This is a genomic window from Pseudooceanicola sp. (genome assembly GCF_029213205.1).
Taxonomy (GTDB): domain Bacteria; phylum Pseudomonadota; class Alphaproteobacteria; order Rhodobacterales; family Rhodobacteraceae; genus Pseudooceanicola.
The window spans coordinates 73,242-87,646 of record NZ_JARGNH010000010.1; the positions used below are offsets into that span (position 1 = coordinate 73,242).

General features: G+C 66.5%; 1 protein-coding gene (only partly in view). It reads right to left on the minus strand.

Annotation, left to right across the window (positions count from 1 at the left end; all coding sequences use genetic code 11):
• On the minus strand, positions 1-14,405 hold the final stretch of the coding sequence (locus P1U48_RS09860) for a CARDB domain-containing protein (RefSeq protein ID WP_301068810.1). The gene runs 20,269 nt beyond the window's last position; only the last 14,405 of its 34,674 coding nucleotides appear in the window; its start codon lies beyond the right edge, outside the window; its stop codon occupies positions 1-3.

Here is a 14,405-nt window from a genome sequence, read left to right on the forward strand (position 1 = left end):
TCAGCCTTCACTCGATTCGTTCATGTCCGACAACAGCATAGCATGACGCGCCCGCTTGCGATCCGACGCGCCAGAGGTGGTGCCGGGGCGGGCGATAACCGTGCCGCTCATCAGCGCCAGCGCAGTGAAGGGCGACAGGTCGGTGGTCTCGGCGGGCGCGATATGCAGTGCCGCGTCGTCCTGGGTTTCGACGGCGGTCGCGGCGGCGTCGGGCAGATCGGCCTCAACCTCATCGAAACACATCCGGTGCTGCGCGGGCAGTGGCGATGAAGCTGCCGGATCTGTGCCTGCGGCCCCTTTCGGCAGCGGCGTCAGGCGATAGAGGTCACCCGCCTGCGCGTTCTCGGGCGCGGTGCCGATCAGGCAGAGCGCGCCATCCTCGGCGCTGACCGCGATCGGCGTCGCATCGGGCGCCACCCTGGTGATCCCGTTCAGTCGCCACAGCTGATCCGGGTCGGCCAGATCAGCGGGCGAGCCGTCAAAGCAGAGCCCAGCGCGGGCCGCCCGCGCCGCCGCGCCCTGGCTGTCGGCCCCGTCCTCGACCGGCACCAGGCAAAGCGGCACCGGCAGGCTGTAGCGCAGATAGAGCAGCCCGTCGCTGCGCCCCGCGCTATCCTCCTGCGCCGCGCTGAGCAGCGATTGGGCATCACCCTGCTGGCTGTCGGACGACATCCGCAAGCTGAACAGATCCGCCGCGCTGCCGCTGCCAGCGGCGGTGATGTCGTCGCTGGCGCCATCGGTGCCACTGCCGGGCGTGCCGCCAAAGACCGGCGGATCGACCGGGGTGACCGAGGTTCCGGGCAGCGGCCGCAACAGGTTCGGGTCGATGAAGCGCCAGGCGTCGAGACCGACAAGCTCATCCTCGGGCAAGGCGGCGAAGCGCGCCAGATCCGAGGTCGTCACCCGGCCATCACCATCGGCGTCGCCGCGCCGCGCGATCAGCGCGATCACCCGCGCTTCCGAGGCGGCGGGGTTGGTCGGCGCGGCAGCAAAGCTGGCAACAGACGGGACCGCCAGACGGCTCTCCTGTGGCGCCGGATCGGCGGTGGCCTCGCCGTTGATCTCGACCACCCGGACCGACAGCGGCCCGCCGGAGGTGGCATAGGCGGCCCCGGCCAGCGTCCGCCCGATCAGCCGACCGAGCTCCAACATCCCGGCCTCGGGCGCGGTCTCAAAACCGATGCGGTAGCGCGCCTGCCCGGCCAGGCCGCCGTCATCGACCCGGCTGACGCTGACGCCGGGGATCGACGACAACAGCCCGGTCACAGCCATCACCGTGCTGTCCCAGCCGATCTGCACCACCAGACTGCGCAGCCCGCCGGACTGATCCATGCTCAGGGCCAGACCGTCGCCGCGAAGGCCCAGCGCCTCACCGGCGATCTGTACAGCGCTTTGCAGGCGCAGGGTAACCGGGGTCTCGACGATGGTGATGCTGCGTTCCTCATAGCCGAGCGGCCCGGCCTCGAGCACATCCCAGCGGCTGCGCCAGCCCAGATCATCCGCCGTCAGCCGCAACCGATAGATGCCCGGCGGCAGCGCATCGGCGCTGGCCAGGAAGGTAAAGCCCATCGCATCCGCATCCGGCACCAGCGAGCCACGCACCGGGTTGCCCGCCGCATCCAGCAGGACCACATCCACCGGTTCCGCCGGGCGGCTATCCAACCGGTAGGGGTTGGGCAGGCCGGTATCGACCCGTTCGTTGAAGCGCACATTCACGCCCCAGGCGCCCGAGGTGACACGGGTGACGCGCAGGCCCGGGGTGACCACTTCGATCACCTTGGTGGCGGTGCCGGTGGCACCGTCGTCGTCGCTGGCCGAGGCGGTGACGGTGAAACGGCCCAGCCGCTCATAGCGATGGGTCGCGCCACTGGCGCCTGCCGCCAGAGTTTCGCTGCTGCCGTCGCCCCAGTCGATGCTCACCGGGCTGATCGCATCGCCGCCCGGATCGCTGACGGCAACACTTACGCTGGCGAGGGTCTCGACCACCGAAACCTCTGGCGCGATCAGCGCGATCTCCGGCGCGGCGTTGGTGACATCGACGCTCAGGGTCTGGCGCGCGCTGCCGCCCTGCCCGTCGCTGACGAGAATCCGGAAAATGCTGTTTGCCGGGCCATCCGGCGCAACCCAGCCGAGCACGCCCTGCGGCGTCAGGCTGGCCGTCTCGGGCCCATCCTCAAGCGTGTAGGTCAGCGTGTCGCCATCGGCATCACGGGCCAGAACCTGAAGCCTCAGCGTGTCGCCCTCGGTCAGGCTGACCTGACGGGTCGCGGCCAGCGCCGGGGCATCGTTCAGCGGCGCGACACTCAGGTTCAAAACCGCCGGCAAGGGCCGGAACACCGCATCGCGGGCGGTGAAGCGCAGGCTGTCGCTGCCGCTGAAATCCGCTGCCGGGGTATAGCGCCAGAGTCCAGGTTCGACCGCGGTCAGGCTGCCGTGCTGCGGCTGGCTGTCGATCTCATAGGTCAGCGGATCGCCCTCGGCATCGCTGACCAGCAGGCGCAGGTCGATCAGCGCCGAGCTGTCTTCGTCCAGCCGCACCACCGCGCCCTGGGTCAGCACCGGCGCGGTGTTGGTGAACCCGCCCGGCACGTCAAAGGCGAAATCGGTGATCGTAACCTGCGAGGCCTGCGCCCCGAAACCGATCAGATCAAGCGACAGCGCCAGCCGCGCCGGATTGCCCAACCCGGTGAGGTCGATGGTGATCCTGCGGGTCACGGTGCCGTCGCCATTGACGGTTTCCGCCCCCGCGGTCACCCCGGCCGCCAACCGCAGCGCGCCATTCGCCTGCAGGTTCAGCGCCGCGTCGGTGTCGGTGAGGCCCGGGATCACAGCCAGCGGCGCGCCGAGATTGTCCAGCAGCGCCATCTCAAAGGCATCGGGCGGCGTGTCGCCGGACACCGGCAACAGGCTGCGCAGGTTAAAGCTGAGCTGGCTCGCGCCGGTGGGCGGGGTCAGGGCGCGATAGGCCGATGTCCGGCTGGTCAGGCCCTCGGTCAGCTCGATACCGCCCCCCGGCAAGGCCGCGACCCGGCCCAGCACATTCCAGCCGGTGTCCAGCAACGGCACCGATCCGACCGGCGGCGCCATCAGGTAGTCGCGGCCAGTGCCTTCGGTGAGGTTCAGAACCCCGCCTTCCCGCGCGATGCGCAGCATGTTCAGCACCGACAGAATGCCCGCATCCTGACCGGCATCCGGTGAATCCGAGGCGTAGCGGATCACGTCCTCCTGCGCCGTCGACAGCGTGAAATCGTTGCGCAGCCCCATCAGGCCCGCACCCGCCAGCGGCGCGCCATTGGTGAAATCATAGAGATCCGGCAGGCCCAGCGTATGCGCAATCTCATGCGCATAGGTCCAGGCGACGGTTTCGGCAAAGGCGGTGACCGGGTCAAAGCCGTCGATCTTGGCCGGCGCCCGCAGCGCGTCGAACAGCGCGCCAATGTCGATCACCACGCGATCCTCAAGGTGATCGGCGTTGAACAGCGCGTCGAGCCGGAATTTCTGCTGCGCCTCGGTCAGCAGATCGTCAACATCGTCGCGCAGCAGCTTGTCCAGGTCGAAGGCGGGGCCGGGATTGACCGGGGTGAAATCGAAACTGCCAAAACCAAGCCGGGTGGCCGCGTCGATCTCGGCAATCTCGTCGACGATCTCTTTCAGTGGCTCTTCGGTGTCGTCCTTGGCCTCTTCGACCTTCTGCCTGGTGGCCTCGGCCTCGGTCTTGGCGGCCTCGACCTTTTCGTCCAATCGCGCGCGCAAGGCGGCGGCACCGGCGGCATCCGCCGGGTCAAGCGCGTCGATCTGGTCGATCAGCGCCCGCACCCCGTCGAGCGCGGCGCTCATCAGCTCGCTCTGCCCGGCCAGCGCCGACAGGGTGCTGTCGATCATCACATCCAATGCGTCCAGGGCGCCACCGGCCCCGGCGCCTGCCAGGTCGGCGGCCTTGCCGGCACCTCTCAACTGCGCTTCAGTCAGGCCCAGTTCGGCATCGGTGCGCCCCCAGGCGGCGTCGACGTCGATCAGCTTGCCCGACAAGGTCCGCCGTTTGCTCGGGTCGGGCGGCGTGCCATTGGCGATCTGGTCGAGGATCGAGCTGCCGTCCTCCTGAATGCCCGACAGGAGATCGCGCATCCGACCCAGCGCGTCGTTGTTGCCCTCGAACAGCTTGCCGATGTTGGCGGTCAGATTCGACAGCGGCGTCTCGTCCTGCGGCTTGGCCCCGGGGAAGAGATCCTTGACCAACCGGCCAAGCACACCGTCAAGCCCGCCGCCCGATGTTTCGGGCTGACCCACGGCGGCTTCGGCCTCGGCGAACCAGGCCTTGCCAGAGGCCCCGGCCTCTTTCATCTCGCGCAGGGTCTCCATGATCCCGGGCGGCAGAGCGCTGTCCGGCGCGCTGCCTTTCAGCGCCTCGACCAGGCCGGAGGTGCCCTCCAGCATCTTGCTGAAGCTGCCGCGAATTTCATCCAGCGGCAGGGCAAAGGGGTTATTCGCATCGCGCGCGCCGGTCTCCGACCCCTCAAACAGATCTCTGACCTGATCGAGCAGACGCCCGGAACCGCCCAGCAAGCCACCGCCGCCACCGGTCCGCGGCGCGGTTGGCGACTCGTCGGATTTCAGCGCGTTGAGGATGGTCGTCATCCCGGTTTTCGACAGCAGGCCGCCGCTGGCCCCTTCGGTCATCAGCGCGCTCTGACCGGCGTTTTCAAGCAGCGCCTTGGCCATTGCCCCCAGATCGCCGATGGCCTTGCCAATACCGCCGACCCCGCCAGCGGCATTCATCTGCACAGTGCCGGTTTCTGCCGATTCACCCAGCGCCGCGATCATCGGGTCGAAGCTGCCTTTCAGCCCCTGCATCGATTCCGAGATCCCCGACAAGATGCCGCCAATGCTGTCGGGATTGCCCACGTCCTGCAGCTGGTCCTGCAGCGTCGTGCCGGTCAGGCCGGCCAGGGAGTCGAGCAGTTTTGTCACCCCGCCCAGCATCCCACCGCCACGGGTGCGGACCTCTTGCAACTGGCCGGTGCTTTCGCCCTGCACCCGGTTAAACACCGCCTTGATCGCGGCGGCGGTTTCCGGGTCGGCGGTCACGCTGGCAACACCCTGCATCAGCTTGTGCGTCACTTCAGAGGCCGCCAGATCGGCACCGGCCCCGTCGACCTCGAAGATCAGCGCATTGCCTTTGGTCATCGCCCGGGCGCCGACCGCCTGCAATGCGGCGCTGCTCTGAGTGGTGGCGCCCAGCATGCCGAGCGAAGCGGTATCAAACTCACCGAACCCGGATTCGAGTTGCCCCAGCAGCGTGTCGAATTCCGCCAGCCCCGCGCCGGTCGCACCGGTCATGTTGCCAGACAGTCCGGCCAGCAGATCGTCCAGATTGGCAAAGGCCCCCTGGGTTTGCCCCAGCACGCCCTTGAGACTGCTCAGGATCCCGGTGTTCTCTTGCTGAACCGTGCCCCAGGCGCTGTGCAGCGCATCCCCCGCCGGGCTGCCGCCCAGAGTATTGGCGAGGTTGTCGAGGATGCCACCAATCGAGCTGCCGCCGCTCGGTTGTTTCAGCCCGGCCATGATGCTGGCCAGCCCGCTGTTGACCGTGTCGCTGAACCCGGTTCGCGCCTCAAAGCTGCTGCCAGAGCCAAAGCCGGATTTGCGCAGCGTATTGGTCAGATTGCCGCCAAGGGTCTGCAATTGCTCCGACAGATCGCGGAACAGGTTCACCGCCTGGATCGTGTCCGGGGTGTCGGCCATGGCCTCGGCCTCAGCCAGCAGCGCGACCTGACGATCCAGCAGATCGGTCAGGGTCGGTTCCAGCAGCGCGCCCTTGGCGTCGATCTGGCCAAAGGCCTCCTGGACCTTGGCGCCCAGCCGCCCGAAGGCCGGCGTATCGCCGCCGATTGCATCGACCATATCGGTGAAGTCATCCGCTTCCGGGACAAAGTCATCGCGGGCCGCGCGGGCCTTGGATACGGCGGAATCCGCGGATGCGGCAAAATCCCCGGCCAGCGCCCCGAGGGTGGCAAGATCGTCCTCGCCCCCGACAAAGAGACCGGCGAGCAGGTCGGCGGCCTGGTCGAAATCCTTTTTCGGATCGGCGACCCGCTTGGCCTCGGCCTCGACCGCTTCGTTCAATGTATCGTTGACTTCGGCGGCCGCCTTTTCGGTGTCCGAAGGCGCCACCGGCAGGCTGGCGCCAAGGCCGCTGCCCGAGGTGAAGCTGTAGCTGAGATCGCCCTCGGCGCCGCGCAGGATGGTATAGCCCTTGGCTCCCGCCGCCGCGACCAGCGCCATCACCTGGGCCTCGATCTCGGCCGCCACGCGATCCCAATCCGCCTCGGCCAGGGTGTCGAACAGCGCGGCAAAGCTGTCGGCCTCGGGGATCTCGTCGGCAGTGTCGCGCTCTTGCAGCGCGGCGATCCGGGCCCGCACCGCGAGGCGCAGCGCGTCGATATCGAGGTTGATCACCTGCGGTGCGGTGCCACGGCCGGCAAGCTGGAAATCGCCCAGTTCGGTGCCCTGCCAGGTCAGCCGCAGGGTGGCCTCATCCTCAAGGATCGGCTGCGCCCCACCCGCTGTTGCCAGCACCCCATGCGGCGCAAAACCAAGGGTGATGCGCCCGACCGTGCCGGTGTCGACCAGCATCCAGTCATCGCGCCGCTCGTCGGTGATGCTGGCCTCAAGCCCGGCATTATCGGCCAGAACCCCGCGCACCGGGATCACGATCTGGCGCTCGGTCCGGTCCGTGGTATCGGCAAAGCCGAAGCTGCCGTCATTGGCCAGGTCATCGCCCCCGTCCAGCATATAGAACAGGTTGGCGCGTTGCAGCCCGGTCTGCGGCGAACCCGGGATGACATAGCTGATCGTTGCCTGCGCGGTCAGCAGTGCCAGCCCGTCCACCCCCAGCAATTCCTCCAGCCGGTCGCGGTTGACCGAGGCGGCCAGCGACAGCGCTGCTTTCTTGCCCGGTTCCAGCGACGTCGTCAGGGTCAGCGGCGCCGCGCCCGAGCGCATGTCGAGCACGCCGGAAACCGCTTCCGCGCCTGAGAACCACACCCCTTCGGCCACGTTCAGCGTCAGGAAATCATTCTGCGGGATACGCAGGGTCACGTCGATGGCGCGGTCGTTGTTGTTCTGGATCGTCAGCTCGTGGCGATCAATGCCGGTGCCGCTGGCCTCGGCCTTCAGGAAGGTGTCGATGCCATCGGCATTCTCGAACTCCTGGCCGCTGTCATGGAACAGGATGTTCAGATCCTGCGCGTCGCCCTGGCTGTCGGTCATCGCCACCCGGCCGTCAAAGCTGATATTGTCCAGCTCGACCCGGTAGGGGCTGCGATCAACCCCGGATGCGGTGCCGTTGACGATGACGATCCGGCCGACTTCGCCCACCACCTCGGCGGGCAATTTGAACATCACCCGCTTGGTTTCGTATTCGGTGGCATAGCCGCGCAGCACCGCGCCCGCGTTTTCGGGCGTCAGGCGATACAGCACGTCGTCAACCTCGACCGACACTTCCAATTCGTTGCCAATGACGGTGCCGGGCGACGGCGGGATGAAGGGCGGCAGCCAGGTGATGTCGATCCCGAGCAGATCCTTGTCTTTCGGGAATTTCAGCGTGTTGTGGACCAGCGACCGACCTTCCTGCAGCTCAAAGCTGTAGGTCATCAGCTCGGCCTGGATGTATTTCATGATCGCTGGCAGGCGCTTGACCAACTCGTCGACCAGGAATTTCTTGGTCGCGTCCTTGACCGATGGCCCGGCCCGGGTCTCGGCGGTCTCGTCGCCCAGCCATTTCTTCAGCGCCGCTTCCTTGGCCAGCCGCTCACGCGCTTCGGCGGCGTTGTTCAGCTCGGTGCCGATGGCGCCGAACCCGGTCGCGGCGACCGGGCCTTTCAGGCTCAGCCTGGCGGTGTTGTTGGCGAGGTCGGACAGCGCCATTTCCTTGAGCACGTCAATGGCGCCGCCGCCAAAGGCGAGGTCAAACAGCTTGGTCCCCGACTTGGTGACGAAATTGCTCAGCAGGCCCGGCAGATCGCTGATCTTGGCCTTGGAGATCGCGTCGATGAGTGCGACGCCTTCGTCAAAGGCAAAGGCCTCGTTCATCAGGAAGTTGACGGCCTCCTGCAACTTCAGCGCGCTGGTGCCGGCGACGGCGGCCGGATCGGCCTTGGCGAGAGCCGCGAATTTCGCCTCGATCTTGTCCTCTGACAGGCTCGGCTTCAGCGAATTCAGACCCGGGAACGGGATCGACGCCGCCAGCGTCGCCGCGTCGAACCCGTCATAATCCGGGTTCGGGTTGTCCTCGGAGGCGACGCCGCCACCATGGAACGACCAGCCGGCAATCTCATAGGCGCTGCGCCCCGGCACCGGCACCCGGCCATAGAACGGGCGATAGGTGCTTTCGAAATCGCCGTTAAAGACATCCTCGATCACCTCGAGCTGGCCGCCCTGGGTGGTGTTGTCAAAGGTTTCGGGGTCGTATTTCGACCGGTCCACGGTGGGGATGTACTTGCGCAGCCCTTCGCCGCCGCCCAGCGAGGAATAGAACCAGCCGGTGCCGACGCCTTCCCAGGCCCGTTGATCCAGCGCCGCCTTGGTATCGGTGCGGGTGTCGCTGCCCTCGAATTCGCGGGCGATGTACCAGCTTTTCAGGTTCTTGTCGTAGCCCGCGGCGGCCTTGGCGATGTCCTCGGGCACCGGCGCGGTCTTGTCGTTGTAATAGCGGGCCAGCTTGCCGAATTCCCACAGGCTGGTGTCGGGCGGAAAGGCGGTCTTGGTCTCGATGAACCGGTCCGAGGCCTGCCGCCAGATGTTGTCAGGCGCGTCGCCGACGCCGTTGTATTCCTCGGCCCCCAGATCGGCGGTGCCCAGATACCAGCCGACCGCGCGGGCGTTGACAGTGCCGACGCCGAAGCCCAGCTGGGTCTTGTTCAGCAGCCCGAACGAGAAATCGGGAACCGCGTCATCCTCGAAAAAGCCGGGCAGCCCGGTCAGGTTCATGTTCACATCGGCGGTGTCCAGCGGCAGACCGCGCCAGCTGAACGACACCGCGCGGGTCGGATCGACCGCCTGCTGGTAATAATTGTCGGCGAAATCGACGCCCTTCCAGTTGATCACCTTGGGATCCTGGAAGTTGCTGAAATCCAGCGTATCAAAGCCGAGCCGGGTCACCGTGGTCTTGGCCGCGGCGACCTTTTCCGAAAACTCCTTGGCCGTCTTGGCATAGCGGAAGGCCGCCAGCGACGCCGGCACCGTCACCGGGGCCAGGGTGCCGAAGGATTGAACCGAACCATAGGCCTGCACCAGCCCGTAGGTGAAAAAGCCGACGGCGACGAGCTTGCTCATATCCTCGATCGCACCCAGGAAATCGGCAATCGGCACTTTCATCTGCGGCTGCACGCTGCCCGGATCAATCGTGGTCACATGGATCTTGCCCAGCGCCTCGGCCCCCTCATTGACCAGCAGGCGCTGCACGATCTCGGAATTGACCACCGCGCCCCGATCCTGACCGATGAAATGCAGCGGCGATCCCAGCATGCCGGTCAGGTGGTGCAATTCCAGATCGATCAGATCGGCATAGAAACTGTCGCCCGCCGCCTCGGCAAAACCGGTGTCATTGACCGAGGTCGCCTCGGTCCAGTCGGTGATCAGGACCAGCGAATCCGCCGTTTTCGGATCGCCGCTCAAGGTGATCCAATTGCCCAAACGTCGCCCGCCGTCCGATCCGGTGCCCGGATCGTGCAGCATCACCGCAGCGTTGGAGGCATCGGCGATGGCGCGGGCCAGGTCGAACATCGTGGTCTCGCTGACATCCGGCCCCAGCAGCGGCGCGCTGAAGCCATGGGTCAGCACGGTCACACCGGCATATCTCTCGTCCAGGGCGGGCTTGTCCGGGGCGATCACCAGGCTCGCCTCCAGGGTGGCGGCGCGCGGATGGTTGTTGGACCCCTGCAGCACGGTTTCGACGCCCCAGTAATATTGCTGGCCCCGGGTCAGCACGGTGCCTTCGGGCAGGGTGATCGCGAAATTGCCATCGGGGAATTCGGCCCGGATCCGCTCCAGCGAAATCCGCTCGGTGTAGATGCGGTTGCGGTTGCCCTCGACCGGGAGCAGCTCGCGGATGCCGGTGCCCTCAAGGCTGCCACCAACCCCGAGACTGTCGGCCAGCGCCGACACCCCCGCGCCATCCGCATAGCCCAGCGCCTCGAGCGCGGCGACATCCGTGGCGCTGGTGTCCCCGACATACAGCCCCTCACGCGGCGATGCGACGGCAAGGGTAAACACCACCTCGGTGACCTCATCGAGATTGTCGATATTGAAATGGAAGGTCGGCTGCGGGTTGGCCTTGGCGGTATAGCTTGGCAGGGTGATCAACCCCTTGCCTGCGGTCACGTCCAGCGGACCATCGAACCCTTCGGGGCTGAGGTCGATCGGCGAACGGCCTTCGGCCACCGCCCGGGTGATGCCGCCGGTATAGATCGGCGCATAACCGGCAAAGGCCCCCCCGGCACCGCGGATCTGTTCGCCATTGCCGTCACCGAACAGGCCAAAGGCAGCGCGGGAGTCGATATCGCGGTTGAACAGGGTGCGGATCACCCCGTCCTCGACCAACTGACCGCCATCAGAGCTACGCAGGTCGTCAATCGGGTGATCGACGAACAGCGCGGGATCCTCGGCATTGTCGAGCAATTCGTCGATGGCGTCGATGTTATAAACCAGCACCGTGCCCAGCCGACCGCCCGACATGAACAGGTATTTGCCATCCGACGACAGGCCGATGTCGGTGCCCCAGCTTTTCGGAATGCCACGGGTGGCCGCGACGACGCGCGGGGTCTTGCCGGTGCTGCTGCCCAGCAGATCCTTGAACACCGCGATATTGGTCCCGGCCTGGTTGTTGCGATAGCGCTCGACCTCGGAATTGTCGGTCAGGTTCGGGTTGCGTTCGACAAAGCGTTCGTCAAAGCGACGCTGGCCCAGGACAAAGGCGGTCTTGCCATCGGCGGAAAACACGATGTCGGTGGGGTCGGCGATGTCGAAGGGATCGCTGCCGCTGTCATGGTCGCTGCCCAGCGGGAAGTTGAAGGGCACATTGTCTTCGACCGTCCAGATGCCCGCACCGCCCAGATCGCCCACGGCGCTCATGCTCAGGACAACGACACTGCCGTTATAGGCGCCAGAGCCGGTGGTCTCGCCGGTCTGACGGCCACCATCCAGGACGATGATCTTGAACCGGTTATCCTCAATCGCGACGCGCGTCTGCACCCCGGTCGGGTTGCGCAGGAAGGTGCCGTTTGTGGCGCCGCGCTCGCCAAAGGCGAACAGGGCCTCGACCGGCTCGTTCTCGTCCATCAGCTTGGCGAGGTCATAGATCGCGATGCGCCCGTTGCCGGGCTGATAGGCATTGCCGTTCGCGTCCGGCGTTGACCCGGCCGAGCGGTCGGATTGGGTGACCACCAGCTGTTTGAAATCCGGGGTTAGCGTGGCGCCGGTCACCGGCCAGTCCTTGTCCAGCGTGCGGGTCAGCACCACCTTGTGATAGGTCGCGGGATCGTCCGGATCTATGCCGATGAAATAGATCACCGGCTGGGCGGTGTCGGTGGCGATCAGGAAATCGTTGTTGCGATCAAGGAACAGCTCGCCGATCCGCGCATCCGACATTTCGATGAAATTGGTGTGGGCCTCGTCCTCCGGCTTCACGTCGATCTGGCGGTAGAGCACGGTATCGACCACGGCGATCCCGCCAGCGCCGGTCAGCCCGACATAGGCACGGGTCGAATCGTTGTTCAGCACCACCTTGTCGGGGCGGGCGCTGCCCTTTTCGGCGATCGGCTCGCCGTTCCCGTCAAGATAGCCGATCGGAATCCGCCCGATCATCACCGGCCGGGCGGTCGCATCGCCTGCCAAGGGCGGCTCGAACGGGCGTTCGCGCACCACGACGAGCTGATCCAGCACCTCGCCGGTGGCGGCGATGTCCACCCCGTCGGGCTGACGCACGCCCCGTTCGACACTGATGAAGGTGTCCTCGGCCCGGCCCCGGATCTGCACCCGATCCGAGAATTCCCAAGTGACATCGCGATAGCCGCCGCTGGTGGGATCACTGGTGGCGTATTTGGTCGGGCTCGGTTTGAAACCATAGGTTTGAAAGGCGGAATCCGGGCGCACCACGATGGCGTCGCGCACCCCGATATCATTCGGCGGGCGCACGGTCAGCACATCGTCGCCGCCGTCGCTCCGGTAATCAGCCAGCACCGCGATGCCGTTCTGCTTGCTGGCGCGCAGGACGGTATCGGCCGGGGCCGCTCCGACTTCCAGCATGGCCTGCTGCAATTCCTCGCGGTCGAATTCACCGAACACCACCCAGCTGGGCAGCGGGTTTGTCGACCCGCTGGGCGCCACCAGCCGCTTGCCCCGGATCTCAAGCCTTGGATCGACCACCGCTGAATTGCCGTTCACCGATTCCAGCAGCGTATTGGTCGAGGTGATCAGCGGCGCGGTGCCAGCGATGGCTTCGGCGGCGGCGCTGCCGACCAGCGACACCACGACATCGCCGATCCCGGCGATCAGCTCGATCGCCTTGCTGGTGATGTATTCGAAATTGTCGGCGTTGAAGATCGTGGTGATGATATTGCTGACCCGGTTCGGCAGGGTCAGCGTCATTTTCCCGCCAGCGCTGAGCGCGCCCATAAAGGCACCGCCCGCCGTCCCGGCGACAAAGCCGCCGGTCTGCACCGCATCGGTGGCATTCTTGGCCTTGATATCGACCTCGACCTGTCTGACCTGGGTCAGCGCCGAATCCGCAGCCGCCAGGACAAATTCGCCCGCCGCCTGCACCCCGTCCCAGGGCGGCGAGGTGGTGCGCGCCATGCCATCGCTGCCGACGAGGCCGCTTTCGACCTCCTGATAGCCGCGGACCAGCCCGGTTTCGGTGACGAAATCGGTGATCCGGTAAAAGATGATCCGGGATCCGACCGGCGCATCGGTCGGAATCGCAAGCTGCGCCGGAATCCGCATCGGCGCATCGCCGGTATCAAGCCGGAAGGCCCCGGCAAAGGTCAGCCCGACACCGGTTGGCAGCGGTGGCACATCGAGATCGGCCTGGTTCAGCGTCTCGATGCTGACCGCGACATCGCGCGGCAGGGCGTCCTCGGCAATCGCAACCTGATAGCCATCGGCATTCTGCACGATGCCGCCGGCGCGCCCGACCGGCACCGCTTCGCCGACCACCGGCGCCTGCACCCGAACCGGCACCAGCAATTCGGTGGCACGATAGATGACCTGCACCAGGGTCTCGCCCACCGTCTTGCCGATGATCCGGCCATCCGCCGTTACTTCGACAATATCGCCGTTGACGACGTATTTGCGCACCTCGTCATTGCGGGTCGCGATCACGTTTTCATCGAAGGGATCGAACAGCAGCAATTGCCGCTCGGCCCCCGGGGTGACGATCACCGCATCCGGATAAACATCGGCGCCATAGGTGATCAGCGCCTCGTCATATTCGCTGAGTTGGCCAACCCGCACCACCGTCGCCGCCGTCGCCGCGCCGCGCGTCGCGGTGAGCAGGCTGAACCCGTCGCCAAGCGCCTCAAGCTGCCCGGCCCGGATCCGCGCCACCGCCGGATCGGCGAAATTCACCGTGACATAGCCCTCGGGCAATTGCGCGCTGCCACCATCGGCAAACTGACCGGTGATGGCAAAATCGACACGCTGACCATCGGCGAGATAGGGCGCGCGGGTGGCGAAATCGATGCTGGTCAGTGCCGCGCCGGAAATGTCGATGGCCAGGCTGGTGGCCGCCGATTGGCGATAGCCATCGCTGGCGCGGAGGATCACCCGGCCCGGCGCGCTGCGTCCGGCCTCGGGGGTAAAGCGGATCGCCCGCCCGTCCGGCGTCAGGGACGCGGTGCCGCCGACCGCGCCAATCAGCTCATAGAAAATCGGATCGCCCTCGGGGTCGCTGGTCATGCTGGCCAGCGGGATTTCGATGGCGAGATCGGTATAGGTCTTTTGCGTTTCGGGGGTGATGACCGGCGCGGCATTCGCCAGCAGGCCAAAGTTTTGCATCAACAGCCCGCGATCCGCCGCAGTCGCCAGGCCGTCGCCATTCAGGTCCACCGGCGTGGTTTCCAGCGCGCCCAGATCGGTGCCGTTCACGCTGCCGTCGCCGTTCAGATCGCCCGCCGCGCCGAGGCTGATCCGATAGGCCCCCGCCGCCGCGCCGGTCAGCTGCAGGCTGAACAGGCCCGCGGTTTCGATGGCAAAGATCGCGGTGCTCACCCCGCCCGCGCGCTGCAGCGTCAGCGGCGTCATCCCGCTCAGCGTCAGGGCCGTGGGCGCAGGCCCCTCAACCGCGACCCGCAGCAGGATCCGCCCGCCCGCCGAGGCGAGCTCGGTGTCGCGGATCGCCAGGGTGCTGC